The organism is Comamonadaceae bacterium M7527 (assembly GCA_021044545.1).
Classification (GTDB): Bacteria; Pseudomonadota; Gammaproteobacteria; order Burkholderiales; family Burkholderiaceae_C; genus RS62.
This window is the reverse complement of the sequence record CP087990.1, coordinates 215356-232716: the sequence shown is the minus strand read 5'-3', so window position 1 is coordinate 232716 and position 17361 is coordinate 215356. Positions and strand designations below refer to the sequence as shown.

At 58.1% G+C, this 17361-nt stretch carries 15 protein-coding genes and 2 pseudogenes; 10 read left to right on the top strand and 7 right to left on the bottom strand.

What is annotated here, in order from left to right; all coding sequences use genetic code 11:
- Positions 1-99: 99 nt before the first annotated feature.
- Positions 100-777, top strand: a complete 678-nt coding sequence (locus tag LN050_01110; protein ID UFS56511.1) for a DUF615 domain-containing protein — start codon at positions 100-102, stop codon at positions 775-777.
- A 57-nt stretch (positions 778-834) separates the two neighbouring features.
- Positions 835-1425: a molybdopterin adenylyltransferase gene (gene mog / locus LN050_01105; protein ID UFS56510.1), complete on the top strand. Its 591-nt coding sequence runs from the start codon at positions 835-837 to the stop codon at positions 1423-1425.
- A gap of 64 nt (positions 1426-1489) precedes the next feature.
- Here mog and cysE read toward each other — a convergent pair whose 3' ends face one another.
- Positions 1490-2263 carry a serine O-acetyltransferase gene (gene cysE, locus LN050_01100; GenBank protein UFS56509.1) on the bottom strand — a complete coding sequence of 258 codons (774 nt, stop codon included), beginning with the start codon at positions 2261-2263 and terminating at the stop codon, positions 1490-1492.
- 31 nt (positions 2264-2294) lie between these two features.
- The gene (locus LN050_01095) at positions 2295-3059 is read right to left on the bottom strand and encodes an RNA methyltransferase (protein ID UFS56508.1); all 765 of its coding nucleotides are present in this window, start codon (positions 3057-3059) and stop codon (positions 2295-2297) included.
- Positions 3060-3204: 145 nt separating this feature from the next.
- Between LN050_01095 and LN050_01090 the strand changes: the two genes are divergently transcribed.
- A complete protein-coding gene (locus tag LN050_01090; GenBank protein ID UFS56507.1) occupies positions 3205-4083 on the top strand; it encodes an inositol monophosphatase in 879 nt (292 codons plus the stop codon).
- Positions 4084-4085: 2 nt separating this feature from the next.
- On the opposite strand, the gene maiA is transcribed toward LN050_01090, so the two are convergent.
- The gene (maiA, locus tag LN050_01085) at positions 4086-4724 is read right to left on the bottom strand and encodes a maleylacetoacetate isomerase (protein UFS56506.1); all 639 of its coding nucleotides are present in this window, start codon (positions 4722-4724) and stop codon (positions 4086-4088) included.
- A 133-nt stretch (positions 4725-4857) separates the two neighbouring features.
- On the opposite strand from maiA, the pseudogene mutS reads away from it, so the two are divergent.
- Both mutS and LN050_01075 read left to right on the top strand, forming a co-directional pair.
- Positions 4858-7497 (top strand): annotated as a pseudogene (gene mutS, locus LN050_01080) (DNA mismatch repair protein MutS).
- 176 nt (positions 7498-7673) lie between these two features.
- Entirely contained in the window at positions 7674-8537 is an 864-nt protein-coding gene (locus LN050_01075; protein UFS57285.1) for an alpha/beta hydrolase, read from the top strand.
- A gap of 5 nt (positions 8538-8542) precedes the next feature.
- Here LN050_01075 and LN050_01070 read toward each other — a convergent pair whose 3' ends face one another.
- Together LN050_01070 and LN050_01065 are read right to left on the bottom strand one after the other, a co-directional pair.
- Positions 8543-9847, bottom strand: a complete 1305-nt coding sequence (locus LN050_01070; protein UFS56505.1) for an MFS transporter — start codon at positions 9845-9847, stop codon at positions 8543-8545.
- Between the two features lie 19 nt (positions 9848-9866).
- On the bottom strand, positions 9867-10691 hold the full coding sequence (locus LN050_01065) for an undecaprenyl-diphosphate phosphatase (protein UFS56504.1): 825 nt from the start codon (positions 10689-10691) through the stop codon (positions 9867-9869).
- A 138-nt stretch (positions 10692-10829) separates the two neighbouring features.
- On the opposite strand from LN050_01065, the gene LN050_01060 reads away from it, so the two are divergent.
- The 4 genes from LN050_01060 to LN050_01045 all read left to right on the top strand — a co-directional run bounded on the left by LN050_01060 (position 10830) and on the right by LN050_01045 (position 14657).
- A complete protein-coding gene (locus tag LN050_01060) occupies positions 10830-12620 on the top strand; it encodes a glutamine--tRNA ligase/YqeY domain fusion protein (protein UFS57284.1) in 1791 nt (596 codons plus the stop codon).
- Positions 12621-12717: 97 nt separating this feature from the next.
- The gene (locus LN050_01055; protein UFS56503.1) at positions 12718-13230 is read left to right on the top strand and encodes a pseudouridine synthase; all 513 of its coding nucleotides are present in this window, start codon (positions 12718-12720) and stop codon (positions 13228-13230) included.
- Positions 13221-13406 carry a hypothetical protein gene (locus LN050_01050; protein UFS56502.1) on the top strand — a complete coding sequence of 62 codons (186 nt, stop codon included), beginning with the start codon at positions 13221-13223 and terminating at the stop codon, positions 13404-13406. The genes LN050_01055 and LN050_01050 overlap by 10 nt, the downstream gene beginning before the upstream one ends.
- 66 nt (positions 13407-13472) lie before the next feature.
- Positions 13473-14657, top strand: coding sequence for an acetyl-CoA C-acyltransferase family protein (locus LN050_01045; GenBank protein ID UFS56501.1), 1185 nt, complete (start codon positions 13473-13475; stop codon positions 14655-14657).
- Between the two features lie 40 nt (positions 14658-14697).
- Here LN050_01045 and LN050_01040 read toward each other — a convergent pair whose 3' ends face one another.
- On the bottom strand, positions 14698-15438 hold the full coding sequence (locus LN050_01040; protein ID UFS56500.1) for a 2OG-Fe dioxygenase family protein: 741 nt from the start codon (positions 15436-15438) through the stop codon (positions 14698-14700).
- Between the two features lie 126 nt (positions 15439-15564).
- Between LN050_01040 and LN050_01035 the strand changes: the two genes are divergently transcribed.
- Positions 15565-16386, top strand: coding sequence for a DUF2189 domain-containing protein (locus LN050_01035; GenBank protein UFS56499.1), 822 nt, complete (start codon positions 15565-15567; stop codon positions 16384-16386).
- A 20-nt stretch (positions 16387-16406) separates the two neighbouring features.
- On the opposite strand, the pseudogene LN050_01030 reads toward LN050_01035, so the two are convergent.
- Positions 16407-17343 (bottom strand): annotated as a pseudogene (locus tag LN050_01030) (oxidoreductase).
- Positions 17344-17361: the final 18 nt, after the last annotated feature.

Here is a 17361-nt window from a genome sequence, read left to right as displayed (position 1 = left end):
CCTGCGCAAATTGAAACTGCGCCTGCTGTTGGTTGGTGTTTAAAGCGGCTTGAGCAGCTGCTGGGGCTTTGGTGCGTGCGTTTTTTCATACTGGCGGCTATGATACAGACCAGCGCGCAACACGTGCGTGCGCACACAGAAAAACCCATGGCAAGAAAACCCAAAAAAGGCTACTACGTCAACGGCCACTTCGTAGCCGAAGGTAGCGAACTAGACATAGAGCTCAAAGCCGAGCTCAAAGGCACCACAGACAAGTCGCGCGCCGACTTAAAGAAAGACAGCGACCACAGACAAGCGGTGGGCGAAGCACTGATAGACCTGCGCCCCAAATTGCTGGCTGGCTTGCAGCTGCCAGACCGCTTGATGCAAGCCTTGGCCGATGGCAAGCGCATACACCAGCACGGTGCACGCAGTCGCCACATGCAGCTCATTGGCAAGCTCATGCGTTACCTGGACGAAGAAACGGTGCAAGCGGCTGAGCTTGCTTTGCAAGAGCAGCACACCGGCAGCGCCTCGGAAGCGGCCACCATCAAGTTGGCCGAACAATGGCGTGAACGCCTGATTGCCGGCGATGAAGCGGTCACTGAGTGGTTTGCCTCTAGTGCGGGCCAGGCCACCAGCGACGTGCAAGCCTTTAGAAGCCTGGTGCGCCAAGCCAGAAAAGACCTGGCCAAAATGCCACCCGCTGAAGAACCGGTAGACGCGAGCCTGTCAAGCTCGCACCCAAAACCAGCAAATCCTACAAAGAGTTGTTTCAACAGGTGCGCAAGGCCTTGAGCAACGACACCAAGCCAGATTCAGACACAGACCAAAGCGACGAAAGCCTCTAAGACCATGCCTACCAAAACTTACGATCCCGTCAAAATTGGCATTGTTTCCATCAGCGACAGGGCCAGCAGCGGCGACTACCAAGACAAGGGCCTACCGGCCCTCAAAGAGTGGCTTGGCAGCGCTTTGCTCAACTCCATTACCTTTGACGCCCACCTTATTCCAGACGAGAAGCCGCTGATCAGTCAAACCTTGCTGGCCTGCGTGCATGCAGGCTGCTCGCTGGTGCTAACCACTGGCGGCACAGGCCCAGCCGTGCGAGACGTCACACCAGAGGCCACCTTGGCGATTGCCGACAAGGAAATGCCAGGCTTTGGCGAGCAAATGCGTCAAATCAGCTTGAACTTCGTACCTACCGCTATCTTGTCCAGGCAGGTGGCGGTGATTCGCGGGCAAACGCTGATCATCAACCTGCCAGGCCAACCCAAAAGCATCACAGAGACACTGGAAGGTGCGCGCAACGCCGATGGCTCCATGCTGGCAGCGGGTATTTTTGCGGCTGTACCTTACTGCATTGACCTCATTGGCGGGCCCTACCTGGAAACCAACGCGGCCTTGTGCAACGCGTTCAGACCCAAAAGCGCGCGCAGAGCGTAGCCCTTGGCGTGATGGCCGCGCTTGTGCAACAAGCGAAGAAACGGCGCCGGCACCAGTTGCTGGTTTACTTACCCAACATGTCGCTGAGCCGGGTGGCCTCGAAGGTCTCTGCCTTGGCCGCATCTGCGGGCAGCTCACCGCAGTCTGGCTGATTTTTGCGCACGGCTTCCAAGGCTTGCCACAGCAAGGCAATTTGGTGCTCTTGCGTGGCGGCGTTGTCTATCAGGCCGCGCATGGCCAAGCTGACTGGGTCATCGCTTTGTGTCACACCATAGGCCGAAAAGCCCATTTTTGAGGCCGCCGCTTCACGCTGCGCATCAACCTCGGCCGCAATGATGCGCGCCGGATTGCCCACGGCAGTGGCACCGGCTGGCACGGGTTTGGTGACCACAGCGTTAGAGCCAACTTTGGCGTTGTCGCCCACTTCGTAGCCACCCAATACTTGTGCACCTGCGCCCACCACCACGTTACGGCCCAGTGTGGGGTGGCGCTTGGCGCCTTTGTGCAAAGACGTACCGCCCAGGGTCACACCCTGGTAAATGGTGCAGCCCTCGCCTATCTCGGCGGTCTCGCCAATGACAACACCCATGCCGTGGTCAATAAACACACCAGACGCAATGCGCGCACCGGGGTGAATTTCTATGCCTGTTAAAAAGCGGCTGATGTTGGACACCATGCGCCCTAGCCAATGCCACTGACGCTCCCACAACGCGTGCGCCAAGCGGTGCAAGGTCAGCGCGTGCAAGCCCGGGTAACAGGTCAACACCTCCAAGCGGCTGCGTGCCGCGGGGTCGCGCTCCAAAATGCAGTCAATATCTTTGTGTAGGCGGTCAAACATGGCTTGGCGTGTTGTTTTCTAGGCTGCCAGTCTATCGCTTCGCTTGCGCCGCTGTTTGCAACATGGCCTTTGCCATACCCCGCAAAATATGTATTTCTTCCACGCTGGGCTGCGCGCGGCTCATCAGTTGGTTTAAGCGAGGCATTAGTTTTTTGGGCGCATCAGGGTCTAAAAATTCAATAGCGACCAAGGCTTGCTGCAAGTGTGCCAACATGGCTTGCACGGTTTGGCTGTCGGCCAGTTGCTGGTTTTGAGGCGCGGGTGCATCCACCGCCCAATCATCTAGCGCCAAGCGCCAGTCATAGGCCACCAACTGCACGGCAGCGGCCAGATTTAAAGAGCCAAAGTTGGGATTGGTCGGAATGCTCAAACACACGTTGGCTTTGTACACATCGTCGTTGCGCATGCCAAAGCGCTCGCTGCCAAACAAAAATGCCACGCCGGTTGGACGCACCACAGCATCACCTGCATTGCTGCTTGTCGGGCGACCCAGCAACTGCTCAAAGTGCACGCGCGGACTTTGTGTGGGCGGACCAAAGTCGCGTGGTGTCATGGCGGTGGCACAAATATGATTGATGCCGTCCAAGGCCTCATCCAGGGTGTCCACCACGCGGCACTGCTCCAGGACATTGTTGGCACCGCTGGCGCGTTGTATGGTTTCTTCGCGACGTAACACGTTGTCCCAGCGCGGCTGTACCAGTACCAAGTCGTCAAAGTCCATCACCTTTAGAGCACGGGCTGCCGCGCCCACATTACCGGCGTGGCTGGTCTGAATAAGAATAAAGCGGGTTTTCAAAACAACACATTCAGTTAGCGGCGCACCTATGCGCGCGTACGCAGGCACTATAAGCGCTAAAATGTAAGGCTAGCCATCATCGAATGTGCACACGCGTCTTTGGCACCTAGCGCCAAGCCCCAATTCTTTGCTCTTAAACACTGTTATGTCATCCAATATCCACCCCATGTTGAACGTGGCCATCAAGGCCGCTCGCACTGCTGGCACCATCATCAACCGCGCCGCACTGGACATAGAGTCCGTGCGCGTCGCTGCCAAGCAAACCAACGACTTTGTCACCGAAGTGGACAAGGCCGCTGAAGAGGCCATTATTGAAACCTTGCTCACCGCCTTCCCTGACCACGGCATACACGCCGAAGAGTCTGGCGTTCAAGCTGGGCGCGGTCGCGAAGCCGACCATGTGTGGATTATTGACCCCTTGGATGGCACAACCAACTTCATACACGGCTTTCCCGTGTACTGTGTGAGCATTGCGTTACAAATAAAAGGCGTCATCGAACACGCCGTTATTTACGACCCCACCCGCAACGACTTGTTTTACGCCAGCAAAGGCCGCGGCGCCTACCTGAACGAGCGCCGTATTCGCGTGGGCAAGCGCACCCAACTAAAAGACTGCTTGCTCAGCACAGGCTTTCCATTCCGTCCGGGCGACGCGATGAAGCCTTACCTTGCGATGCTTGGTGACATCATGCCGCGCTGCGCCGGCATTCGCCGCCCAGGCTCTGCCGCCTTGGATTTGGCCTACGTTGCCGCTGGTTTTAGCGATGGCTTTTTTGAAAAAGGCTTGGCCCCTTGGGACGCTGCAGCCGGCTCCTTGCTGCTGACAGAGGCCGGCGGCCTGATCGGCAACTTCACCGGCGAGGCTGATTTTTTAGACCAAAAAGAATGCATGGCCGCCAATCCACGCATTTACGGCCAGCTGGTAAGCCTGCTGGGCAAATACTCTAAATTTGCCAGCGCGGGCGACAAAGCCGCTGTGCGTCAAGCGGCCAACGCCCAATCCGACCCAGCCCAAGACGAGTAAACCTACGCTGCGTCTGGCTGCTGGCTGGGCGCGGCATTGGCAAAGGCTGGTAGCGCCATGCAAGCCGCCTCAACGGCGGCGATGCGTGGCCACACACTCAAGTCCACAGCAAAGCGTCTGGCACTCTCTACTTGCGGCACCAGATAAACATCTGCCATGCTTGGCGCCCCACCAAAACAAAAATCACCACGTTGGCTATCAGCGGCCAGCATGGTCTCTAGGGCATCAAAGCCCGCGCTAATCCACTGGCCACACCAAGCATTAACAACCTGCTCATTGGCGCCAAACTGGCTGCGCAACTGCGTAAGAATGCGTTTGTTGTTCAGGGGGTGAATGTCGCAGCCCACAATCGCGGCCATGGCGCGTACATGGGCTCTGGCCGCAGCATCGCTAGGCAGTAAAGAAGGGTTTGGGTGCACCTCTTCAAGCCACTCCAAAATCGCGGGTGACTGTATCAATTTGTGCGCACCCGTGTCCAACACCGGCAATAAAGCCTGCGGGTTAAGCGCTTTGAATGCGGGCAACAAGTGCTCATCAGCCCGCAAATCAACGGCCACATAGTTGTACGCCAGCCCCTTAAGGCCTAGCGCTATACGCAACCTGTGAGAAGTGCCACTTCTGAAAAAACTGTAGAGATCCATATCAATACCTATAAATACACGATGACAGCAAATACCTTTGAGGCCATGCCGGGTGCTGGCTTTGGCTCCGGTAGACTGGTGGGCTTGCGCATCAGACGCCCTCATACCTTAGTACATTGCCCAAACGCCTTTCATGACAGACAAGGATAACGCCCACACGCCCATGATGGCCCAGTATTTGAGCATCAAAGCGCAGTACCCAGACACGCTTTTGTTCTACCGCATGGGCGATTTTTACGAGATGTTTTACGAAGACGCCGAGCGCGCGGCGGGCTTGCTAGACATCACGCTCACCACACGCGGCCAGTCTGCAGGCCAACCCATCCCCATGGCGGGTGTGCCTTTTCATTCCGTAGATGGTTATCTGGCCAAACTCATTCGGCTGGGCGAATCGGTGGCTATTTGCGAGCAAATTGGCGAAGTCACGGGTAAGGGTCCGGTAGAGCGTGGCGTGGTCCGCATTGTGACGCCAGGCACCTCACCGAGTCTGAGCTGCTGGGTGACAAGGCCGAGGCCAAAGTCATCGCGGTACACCAAGGGCCACGCAATACATTGGGCTTGGCATGGCTGGCCATGACACAAGGTGTGGTGCACATTGCACAGTGCAAGCCAAGCGAGCTGGCAACATGGGTGGCCCGCGTCGCACCCCAAGAGTTGCTGCACAGCGCAGACAACACCGATGCATTTGAGGCGGTGCTCAAAGAGCTGGCCTCAAACGCCAGTGCGGGTGGCCAACGCTTGGGGCTCACACTGCGCCCAGCATGGCAGTTTGATGAAAGCCTTGGCCTGCGCTTGCTGCTGGCACAACTGCTGACACAAAATCTGCAAGCCTTTGACGCCCAAGACCTCAACCAAGCACACGCCGCCGCTGGTGCGCTGCTTGAGTACGCGCGCCAAACCCAGGGCCGGGACTTGGTGCACGTGCGCGAACTGAGTGTTGCCCACAACGACGCACTCATCAACCTGCCCGCCACCACGCGGCGCAACCTCGAACTCACGCACACACTGCGCGGCGAAACCTCGCCTACGCTGTTGTCGCTGTTAGACACCTGCGCCACCAGTATGGGTAGCCGCATGCTGCGCGAATGGCTGCTAACGCCAGAGCGCGCCCGCTCCACAGCCAAGGCCAGGCTGCAAGCCATTGCCACGGTTAGCGCCCCAGGCAACCTGCACTACCAGCGCTTGCAAACAAACCTCAAAGGTTGCGGTGACGCGCAACGCATCACGGCGCGCATTGCACTGGCGCAAGCCAAGCCGCGAGAGCTGGTCGCGCTTTGCAACACCCTCAAGCGCGCTGGCAGTTTGGCCAACACCTTGCAAGCGCAGCCCGGCAACGAACTGACAGGCTTGTTGGCACAGTGGGCACAAGACCTCACGCCTGCGCCTGAAGTAGTGGCCTTGCTGGACGCCAGCTTGCTGGCAGAGCCGTCTGCACTGGTGCGCGAAGGTGGCGTGATAGCTGACGGCTTTGACGCAGCTAGACGAGCTGCGCGCCATAGCCACCAAATCCGATGATTTTTTACTGCAACTTGAAGCGACCGAGCGCGAACGCACAGGCATAGCCAACCTCAAAGTGCAATACAACCGCGTGCACGGCTTTTTTATTGAGGTTAGTCAAGGCCAGCTAGGCCGTGTGCCAGACAACTACCGCCGCCGCCAAACGCTTAAAAACGCAGAACGCTTCACAACGCCAGAACTCAAGGCCTTTGAGGATAAGGCGCTCAGCGCCCAGGAGCGCTCGCTGGCGCGTGAAAAATGGCTTTATGACCAATTGCTGGAGCAACTACTGACTTGGCTTGCACCACTTACCAACCTGTCACGCGCATTGGCTGGCCTGGACGTGGTGTGTTGTTTGGCTGAGCGCGCGCATACGCTGAATTGGTGTGCACCCGAGTTCAGTAGCGAGGTTGGCATTTACATACAAGGTGGACGTCACCCTGTAGTAGAGAGCCGTTTGCAAGCCACCAACACCGGTAGCGTGAACTTTATCCCCAACGACACCACACTCAACGCCAAGGCGCGCTTGCACGTTATCACTGGCCCCAACATGGGCGGTAAGTCAACATACATGCGCCAAGTCGCCGTGATTGCGCTGCTGGCCAGCATGGGCAGTTATGTACCAGCCACCAAGTGCCGCATAGGTCCGCTTGATGCGATACACACGCGCATTGGCGCGGCCGATGACTTGGCCAACGCCCAGTCCACCTTTATGTTGGAGATGACTGAGGCGGCGCAAATACTGCACGCCGCCACCGAGCAGTCGCTGGTGCTGATGGACGAAATCGGGCGCGGCACATCCACCTACGACGGATTGGCGTTGGCAGCAGGTATCGCCACCCACTTGCACAACAAATGCAAGTCAATGAGTTTGTTTGCCACCCACTACTTTGAGCTCACACAACTGCCCACCAGCCACCACCAAGCCATCAACATGCACGTCAGTGCGGTGGAGTCTGGCAACAGCGGCATTGCCTTTTTGCACCACATTGAGCCCGGGCCAGCCAGCCGCAGCTTTGGCGTACAAGTGGCCAAGCTCGCCGGCGTACCAGCCGCTGTGGTGCAGCAGGCCAGACAAAGTTTGGCCAACCTTGAACGGGACAACCAAAGCAGCCAGCCCCAGGTAGACTTGTTTGCCGAGCCGCCGCCTCTGCCAGCTGCCGAGCCAAGCGCCGTAGAGCAGGCCATCGCTGAGCTAGACCCAGACAGCCTGTCTGCGCGAGAAGCGTTGGACTGGGTGTACCAGCTCAAAACTTTGAGCCAGCGAGACGCTTAACATGACTGATTGCGCAGCCGCCAAGCCCGATGCGGATTGGGTGTTGTTACCTGACTCGACTACCAACGCCAGCCTTTAACCACCTACCCGGCGAAGGCTACTCGCTTTGCAGCGCGCGCAATGCGGCCATGGCACTCAAAACAATTAAAACCCCAACCGAGAAAAACATTCAGACCATGACAACACCCGCAACGCCGCTGATTATTTTTTCTCACGGCAATAGCTTCCCCGGTGGCACTTACGGGCAATTGTTTAAAAGCTTGCGCGCACGCGGCTACACCGTTAAAGCCATAGACCGCTTTGGCCACGAGCCGCAGTACGCGGTGACCAGCAACTGGCCCAACCTGGTCAAACAATTGCACGACTTTGCCGGTGCCGAGATGCATGCAGCCCAGCAAGAAGCGTGGCTTGTGGGGCATTCGTTGGGCGGCATAGTGAGCTTGCTGTGCGCGGCCAAGCACCCCATGCTGGGCGGCCAGCGCGTTAAAGGCGTTTTGCTACTTGACTCACCTGTGCTCACCGGTTGGAAAGCCAAGGGCCTGGCTGCAGCCAAGCTGACACAGCTCATAGGCTCAGTATCCCCGGGGCGCATCAGTCGCAAGCGGCGCAACACCTGGCCCAGCCTGGCCGAAACACGCAGGCACTTGGGTAGCAAGCGCGTATTTTCCCGCTGGGACCCAGCCGCTCTTGACGACTACATGACACACGGCTTTGAGACCATCAGCGACAACAACGGCGGCTCGCATTGTGTGCTGCGTTTTGACCGTGACATAGAAACCAAAATCTACAACACACTGCCCCACAACGTAGACGCCATGCTGCGCCGCCACCCGTTGCGGTGTCCCCTGTCTTTTATTGCTGGTACACAATCGGTGGAGATGCGCCAGGTAGGCGAAGGCTTGTCGCGCCGCCTGGTGGGCACTGACGCGCCTGGGCGCTGGCAGCATATAGAGGGCACGCATTTGTTTCCCATGGAGTCCCCCAAAGAAACCGCCGCTGCCGCCGTGCTGGCGCTTCAAGCCATGAGCGGCGAGGTATGAGGCTCCTAGCTCGTTGGTGCGGGCACTGGCGTGGCCTCTTGATCGCTGTCCTGGTCGGCTAGAGTCTCCAAAGGCTCTGAGGGATCTGGCGTGCGCGGATCCAGCTGCAAGGTGGTCTCGGTGCCGGTACCCATCAGCACATAGTCCACCTTATCTTCATCCGCCACCGGCGCCACCGCCTTGATGCGCTGCAGGGTATGCAAAGCCAACGCAGCGCACACCAACGCGAAGTAAAGCATCAAACTGCCTGGGCCCGCTGAGTCCATCCATACACCCGCCAGCGTTGGACCAAGGGCTGCACCTATGCCGTGCACCAACAGCAAGCCACCGGTTATTTCCAGTGTTCTAGACGGGTCCACCATGTCATTGGCGTGCGCAACACTCAGGCCGTACACCGTGAACAACACGCCACCAAGCAAGAAACCCAGCGGCACCAAGGCCCATGTCATTGTGAGCGCAAACACATAGGCCACAACACCCAGCATCACGGCCGCCACAAGCGCCAGCAACAGGACCCGGCGCCTGTCTATGCGGTCTGAATAATGACCAACAGGCCACTGAAACAAGGCGCCCCCCACAATCGTGGCCGCCATAAACGATGCCACACCCGCGGCGTCAAAGCCAACACGTTGGGCAAACACAGCGCCCAAACCAAAAAACGCACTGCTGATCAGTCCCGACGCAAACGCCCCGCTCACCCCTAGCGGCGTAGCCAACCACAAACTGCTAATGCTCAAGCGTGGGGGCTCTACCGCATCAGGCTGTGTGACAGGTGCCAATGTAATGGGCAACAACGCAAACGACAGCAACACCGACACCATGGCAAACGGCACAAAGCCCATGGCGTCGCCCACCAAAATAAGCCACTGGCCCAAAGCCAGCGCCATGAAAGACACAAACAAATAAATAGAGAACACGCGCCCGCGCTGGTCTTTGGGTGCCAGTGTGTTGAGCCAACTTTCAATCACGATGTACAAGCCCACCAGGCATACGCCAGCAACAAAACGCAATGCACCCCAAAACCAGGGATCAATCCACAAGGCGTGCAATATGGGCATGGTGGACGCCATGCTGGCCATCGCAGCATAAGCGCGTATGTGCCCCACGCGGCTGATTAATGCAGGGCACACCAACACGCCGGCCACATAGCCTGCAAAGTAGTAGGCTGATGTGATAAGCCCAGTAACCACCGTAGAGAACTCGGCCATGCCCGCGCGCAAACCCACCACAGAAAACAGCAGGCTGATACCCACTATCAACATGGCAACACCACTGAGAATGGCCACCAAGTGCCCGCGCAAGTCTTTCATGCTGATCTTGCCTCGTAGACTAGGCCGCCCATTCAATCCAGCCTGTAGCCGATGTGGCCAGAATAAACGAGCCAAACGCCACCCGGTACCACGCAAAAGGCATAAAGCTGTGGGTAGAGATGTAGCGCAACAACCAACGTATGCACCACAGCGCACTGAAAAACGCCACCACTGTGCCCACAGCAAACATGGGGAAGTCGGCCCACTCCAGCAAGTCACGCTCTTTGTACAGGCTGTACACACCAGCGCCTATCAGCGTGGGAATCGCCAAGTAAAACGAAAAGTCGGTGGCTGCACGTCGACTAAGGCCAATGAGCATGCCGCCAATGATGGTGGCGCCGCTGCGGCTGGTACCAGGAATCATGGCAACACACTGAATAAGACCAACCTTTAGCGCATCCATGCCAGTCATTTCGTCAACGCTGTCTACGCGCACGGTGGTTGCTTGGCGCTTTTCCGCCCACCAAATAATGGCGCCGCCCACAATCAGCGCAATAGCCACTACGTTGGCGTTGAACAAATTTTCCTTAATGGCTTTGCCAAAGGACAAGCCCAAAATAACCGCCGGGAAAAAAGCAATCAGGACATTGCGCGTAAAGCGCTGAGCCTGGGGCTGCGTGGGCAGCTCACTGACGGTTGTCCAAATACGCTGCCAATAAACCACAACAACAGCAACAATAGCGCCGGTTTGTATGGCGATATCAAACACCTTGGCCTTGTCGTCGTGAAAGCCAATCAGCGAGCCCGTGACAATCAGGTGGCCGGTGGAAGAAATAGGCAAGAACTCGGTAATGCCCTCTACCAAACCCATCACAACGGCTTTGGCCAGTAATAAATAGTCCACGCGAATAGCTTCCCGCCCAGTAAGAGCTTTTGTGTATTGAATGCGCTAATTCTAAGTGGCTAAGGTGATCACGCCACAACCGCATAAAATCACAGGATTCGCGCTATTTTTTAGCCACAACCTACCCACCAGCGCCCCATTGTGACCGACAGCAACACACCAGACACCGCCGCCAAGCCCAGTAATTTTTTGCGCCAAATCATTGAGTCCGATCTGAGCAAAGGCACACATGCCAAGCGCTTGTGGGCTGGCCAACCCGGCACGGCGGCTCAGCACGCGCAAGGCCAGCCTGACCCGGCCAGCATTCGCACACGGTTTCCGCCAGAACCCAACGGCTACTTGCACATTGGTCACGCCAAAAGCATTTGCCTGAACTTTGGCTTGGCGCAAGCCTACGGCGGCGTGTGCCACTTGCGCTTTGACGACACCAACCCCGAGAAGGAAGACCAAACCTTTGTGGACGCCATCGTAGACGCGGTGCAGTGGCTGGGCTTTGACTGGCAAGCGTTTGGTACCAGCCACCGCTACCAGGCCAGTGACTACTTTGACACCATGCACGATGCGGCCGTCTACCTTATTGAGCAAGGCTTGGCTTATGTGGACGAACAAAGCGGTGAGGACATGCGCAAAAACCGGGGCGACTTTGCCACACCCGGCACCGACAGCCCCTTTAGAAACCGCACTGCGGCTGAAAACTTGGCTCGCTTTGCCGACATGCGCGCTGGCGTTTTGGCAGATGGCGCTGCCGTGCTGCGCGCCAAAATTGACATGGCCAGCCCCAACATCAACATGCGCGACCCAGCCATCTACCGCATACGACACGCCACCCACCACCACACTGGCGATGCCTGGTGCATTTACCCCATGTACACCTTTGCGCACCCCATAGAAGACGCGCTGGAAAATATCACCCACAGTATTTGCACACTGGAGTTTGAAGACCAGCGCCCGTTTTACGACTGGCTAATGGACAAGCTGGGTGCCGGTGGCATCGTGAACACGCCACCACCCAAACAATACGAATTCGCCCGCCTGAATCTCACCTATGTGGTCACCAGTAAACGCAAGTTGGCGCAACTGGTGCATGAGCAACACGTACAAGGCTGGGACGACCCACGTATGCCCACGATTGTGGGTTTGCGCCGTCGTGGCTACACACCTGAAGCCATTCGCTTGTTTACAGACCGCATTGGCGTATCTAAGTCTGACGCTTGGATTGACTACTCCACCCTGGAGGGCAGCCTGCGCGACACGCTGGACACCACCGCGGCGCGCGCCATGGCCGTGCTGGACCCCATCAAGCTGCATATTGACAACTGGGACGAGCTAATGGGTGCAGGCTATTTAGATACCTGTACCGCACCCGTACACCCACACCACCCTGAACGCGGGGAGCGCCAATTCATGTTTGGCTCCGAGCTATGGATTGAGCGCACAGACTACGAGCAAGAACCGCCCAAAGGCTACTTCCGCTTGTTTCCCGGCAACAAGGTGCGACTGAAATACGGCCACGTGGTGGAGTGCATAGGCGCTGACTACGATAGCAACGGCACGCTGCTGCAAGTCAACGCACGCCTGATACCCGACACCAAAAGCGGCACGCCGGGCGCCTCTGCCGTCAAGGTCAAGGGTGTTATCACTTGGGTGGGTGCCAGCGATGCGCTCAGCGCACCCGTGCGCTTGTACGACCGCCTGTTTAAAGAAGCGCAGCCCGACGCTGGCGGGCGCGACTTTATGGCGGCCCTCAACCCAGACAGCCTGCACACGGTACAGGCCGTTGTGGAGCCCAGCCTGGCCACAGCCAGCGCTGGCCAAAGCTTTCAGTTTGAGCGCCTGGGCTATTTCGTCGCAGACTTGCAAGACAGCCAAGTCGGGGCACCCGTATTCAACAGAAGCGTTGGACTAAAAGACGGCTGGGCAGTCAGGTAAGGGCGCGTGATGCAAACCACCATCGCCCAGACCGTGCGACTGGCGTCGGCTTTGCCACCGATGCAACACCGCTTGTACTCCAAAAGCGCTGCCGGCCGTGTTGCTGTTTGAGGACGATGACCTACTGGTGGTGGACAAGCCCGCGGGCTTGATGTCTGTGCCTGGGCGAGGTCCAGACAAACAGCACTGCCTGCTGTCCATGCTGCACAGCCTGGGCTACGCTGCCTTGGTGGTACACCGCCTGGACACCGCAACCTCTGGTGTGATGGTGTTTGCAAAACACATCAAAGCGCAACAGTTCTTGAGCAAGGCCTTTGCTCAACGCCTCACCCACAAAACCTATCAAGCCGTGGTGCAAGGGGCGCTTCTTGGCCCAACAGATGACGTCACCAATGAATGGCAAAGCATTGACGCGCCACTCATCATCGACTGGCCCAACCGGCCCAGGTCAAAGGTATGCACCGATACCGGCAAACCAGCACGCACACTCTGGCAAGTGGCAGCCAGCGCCACCACCGCCTCGGTGCATGCTCCCCCCAAACTACACGCGTCAGCTTGCGCCCTATCACCGGGCGCACCCACCAACTGCGTGTACACCTCATGCACATAGGCCACCCCATAGTGGGTGACGCGCTGTACCACCCCAACTACCAGCATCTCAGCAACGAAGCTGGTCCGAAAGGGGCGCCAGCGCCTGCCCGCCTGCTACTGCATGCCACCGACTTAAGCGTGCCCAGCTTGCGCGGCGGCGACACATTGAACTGGCACAGCCCAGTACCCTTCTAGCTTGCACGTTGACTGGCGCCTATTGGCGTTCACCATTTATTCATCACACCAACTGGAGACAAAAGCATGACCCAAGACGTATTTGTTGTAAGCGCTGTGCGCACAGCCATTGGCACATTTGGCGGAGCACTGAAAGACACGCCACCCACCGCACTGGCCACCCTGGTGGTGAAGGAGGCGCTGGCGCGTGGCAGCGTGGACGGCCATAGCGTGGGCCATGTGGCTTTTGGTCATGTGGTGAACACAGAGCCACGCGACATGTATCTGTCACGTGTGGCGGCCATTGAAGGCGGTTGCGCGCAACACACAGCAGCCTTTAACGTGAACCGCTTATGCGGCTCCGGCTTGCAGGCCATTGTGTCGGCCAGCCAGTCCATCATGCTGGGTGATACCGATGTGGCCATTGGCGGCGGCGCTGAAAACATGAGCCGCGCGCCCTACGCCAGCCTCAACACCCGCTTTGGCACACGCATGGGCGATGCCAAACTCATAGACATGATGCTGGGTGCCTTGCACGACCCATTTGAAAACATACACATGGGTGTGACGGCCGAGAACGTGGCCACCAAGTGGGGCATCACACGTGAGCAGCAAGACGCCACGGCCGTAGAAAGCCACCGCCGCGCAGAACGCGCCACGCAAGCTGGCTACTTTAAAGATCAAATCGTGCCGGTCATGCTCAAGTCGCGCAAAGGCGACACCGCCTTTGAAGTCGACGAGCACTTCCGCGCCAACTGCCAGCCTGAAGACATGGCCAAGCTCAAGCCGGTGTTTGTTAAGGAAAACGGCACCGTCACAGCTGGCAACGCTTCAGGCATCAACGACGCGGCAGCGGCTTTGGTACTGATGAGCGCCAAAGCAGTGAGCGCGCAAAATGCCAAACCGCTGGCGCGTTTGGTAGCCTATGCACACGCTGGTGTAGACCCGCGCTACATGGGTATTGGCCCAGTCCCCGCCACACAAGCAGCACTCAAAAAAGCAGGCCTGACAGTGGCTGACCTGGACGTTATTGAGGCCAACGAAGCCTTTGCTGCTCAAGCCTGTGCCGTCAGCAAGGACTTGGGGCTGGACCCTGCCAAAGTCAACCCCAACGGCTCTGGCATTTCTCTGGGTCATCCGATTGGCGCAACTGGCGCGTTGATTACGGTGAAGGCTATTCATGAGCTACACCGCATAAAAGGCCGCTACGCCTTGGTCACCATGTGTATTGGTGGCGGACAAGGCATTGCTGCCATTTTTGAACGTGTCTGAAGTGAAGCCGTCGCAGGACCTCTAACACCGCTCAAGCCCTTTAAACGCCCTCACCCTGGAAGCTGCCCGCCCTGAAGGTCAGCACCAGGGTGTCGCGCCAACCGTGTTCGTCTTCTGGTTGTATGGGTGTGGTTTCGTGAATCATCTTGCCATCGTCCAGCAACAGCACTGTCCAAGGCTTGGTCATGGTGAAGCGCTGGCCGCTGGGGCCATTGGCTTCAAACACACGGCTTTCACCGCCCTTGACACCTTCGCGGCTGACCATGCACACCATCACCAAGTCCACACCGTCGCGGTGAGCACCCTCTGGCGTGGGCCTGCCTATGCCGTCGCTGGTGTCAATGCGAAACTGGTGCGCTTCGGTATACCAAGCTTGCTCACCACGCAAGGCACTGGCCACTTGCGCGCCCGCCACCAACAGCCCCTGCCACGCTGGGTTGGCCCACACATGCGGCTCTACAGGCTCAAACCAGCGCTGCATACCGCCGTGCAAGGCGTTGTACGCCACAGGCTGCCAGTGCGCTCGGTGCGCCACTTGCTCCACCACCGCGCCATTCACCACGGCACAACTGTGGCGGCGTTTGCGATAACGACCACCGTCCTTAAGGTAGTGGTCGTCTTCCAAGTGGTGCCAGCTGCTGTTCAAGGCGTCCAGGTCAGCTTGCTGGCAACCCAGCCAAGAAGGGCTGTCAGCGGCGTCCAGCACGGCAAAACCGTTGACTTGAACATGGGCATGCAGCTGCGCCAGCGGCGCAGTCGGGGGCGGAAACAATGTAGGCATGGACCTATTATCTCTGCACAAACGAGGGGAAAACCTGATGGGCACAGCATGCGCTAGCCGCAATACTATGGAAATGGGCCAAAAAACAAACGCCCTTGACAACTGACAACGCTTAATCGCCCCCACATGATGCAAGACACACAAAGCCCCAACGAAGAGACGGTTCAAAGCTCATCGGTTTTGTCTATGCCCATTAACAACGTTGGCCTCAATGAGCCGCTTCAGTGGCTAAGCCTGGGCTGGCTTGACTTTGTGCGTTCGCCCATGACCGGTTTGTTTTATGGCTTGTGCTTTTTCGCCATGGGCCAGGCGCTGATGGTGGTGTTTGAGTCTGCGCCCGCCTACGTGTTGGCGCTGAGTGCTGGCTTTTTGTTGGTGGGGCCCTTTTTGTCCCTGGGCTTGTACCAGATCAGCAAAGACTTGCAGGCCAAACGCCGGCCTCAACTCAAGCGCTCGTTGTGCGCGTGGCTGCCCACCAAATCATCCATGGCTATTTTTGCGGGTGTGTTGTTGGTGCTTGAAATGCTGTGGGGACGCGCCTCACTCATTGTATTTGCGGTCAGCTTCGACACCATGCCAGAGGCCAGCAGCACCTGGGCAGCCCTGCTCAACCTGGAGAACATTGATTTCATCATTGCCTACCTGGTGGTAGGCGCGGTGTTTGCGGGCCTCATTTTTACAACCAGCGCCATAGCCATACCCATGATTCTGGACAAGCGTGTAGACGCTATTGCTGCAGGCCTGACCAGCATCAGGGCCTGCCTGGGAAAACCCCATCACCATGGCTTTTTGGGGCATGCTGATCACGGTATCTGTGGTGGCAGCCATGTTGCCGTGGTTTGTGGGGCTATTGGTGATTGGCCCTGTTTTGGGCCACGCCACTTGGCACGCTTATCAAGCCCTGGTGATGCCGCCTGTGCCTGCGCCACCACCAAGCCAATGAGCTGAAGGACCAGCCCGTCAGGCGGTCACGCGTTCACGTTCACCACCACACGCCCTTTGACTGTGCCGGCCATGATGTCGGCACCGACTTGAGGCGCATCAGCCAACGCCACTTCGGTGGTCAGGCTGTCCAGTTTGGCCAAGTCAAGTTGGCCGGCCAAGGCCTGCCACGCCGCTTCGCGCTTGGCCATGGGTGCCATTACGCTGTCAATACCGCACAGCGTGATACCGCGCAAAATAAACGGCGCCACGCTTGCCGGGAAGTCCATACCCTGCGCCAAACCACAAGCCGCAATCACGCCGCCGTAGCGTGTGCTGGCGCAGGCATTCACCAACGTGTGGCTGCCAACGGCGTCCACCACACCGGCCCAACGCTCTTTTTGCAGTGGCTTGCCAGGCTCGCTCAGCAGCGCTCTGTCCATCACCTCGGCTGCACCAAGCCCTTTTAGATAGTCATGCTCGTTGGCCTTGCCAGTGGTGGCCACCACTTTATAGCCCAGTGACGACAGCAACAAAGTCGCCACCGACCCCACACCGCCGGTAGCGCCTGTTACGAGCACTTCACCATCTTGTGGCTTAACGCCGCCGGCTTGCAAGGCTTGCACACACAACATGGCCGTGTAGCCCGCCGTGCCTATGGCCATGGCCTGACGCGCACTGATGGCGCTGGGGCGCAGCTGCAGCCACTGCGCCTTGACCCGCGCCTTTTGCGCCAAACCGCCGCTGTGCACCTCGCCAACGCCCCAACCATTGAGCAACACCTCGTCACCCGCTTTGAAGCTGGGGTTGTCGCTGCTGAGCACCCGCCCAGCCAGGTCAATACCGTACCAAACTGGGTTTGCGCACCACAGGCGATTTGCCTGTAATGGCCAGGCCGTCTTTGAAGTTGATGGTGGAGTAGAGCACCTCCACCACGACGTCGCCCTCAGGTGAGAGTTGCTCAAAAAATGCCTGGTCGTCCATGTCCACCAGGTTGCATTG

Coding starts and splice junctions, on each gene's coding strand:
- LN050_01110 (UFS56511.1), top strand. CDS start 100: ATGATACAGACCAGCGCGCAACACGTGCGTGCGCACACAGAAAAACCC.
- LN050_01035 (UFS56499.1), top strand. CDS start 15,565: ATGATGCAAGACACACAAAGCCCCAACGAAGAGACGGTTCAAAGCTCA.
- LN050_01040 (UFS56500.1), bottom strand. CDS start 15,438: ATGCCTACATTGTTTCCGCCCCCGACTGCGCCGCTGGCGCAGCTGCAT.
- LN050_01075 (UFS57285.1), top strand. CDS start 7,674: ATGACAACACCCGCAACGCCGCTGATTATTTTTTCTCACGGCAATAGC.
- LN050_01050 (UFS56502.1), top strand. CDS start 13,221: ATGCACATAGGCCACCCCATAGTGGGTGACGCGCTGTACCACCCCAAC.
- mog (UFS56510.1), top strand. CDS start 835: ATGCCTACCAAAACTTACGATCCCGTCAAAATTGGCATTGTTTCCATC.
- LN050_01090 (UFS56507.1), top strand. CDS start 3,205: ATGTCATCCAATATCCACCCCATGTTGAACGTGGCCATCAAGGCCGCT.
- maiA (UFS56506.1), bottom strand. CDS start 4,724: ATGGATCTCTACAGTTTTTTCAGAAGTGGCACTTCTCACAGGTTGCGT.
- LN050_01070 (UFS56505.1), bottom strand. CDS start 9,847: ATGAAAGACTTGCGCGGGCACTTGGTGGCCATTCTCAGTGGTGTTGCC.
- cysE (UFS56509.1), bottom strand. CDS start 2,263: ATGTTTGACCGCCTACACAAAGATATTGACTGCATTTTGGAGCGCGAC.
- LN050_01045 (UFS56501.1), top strand. CDS start 13,473: ATGACCCAAGACGTATTTGTTGTAAGCGCTGTGCGCACAGCCATTGGC.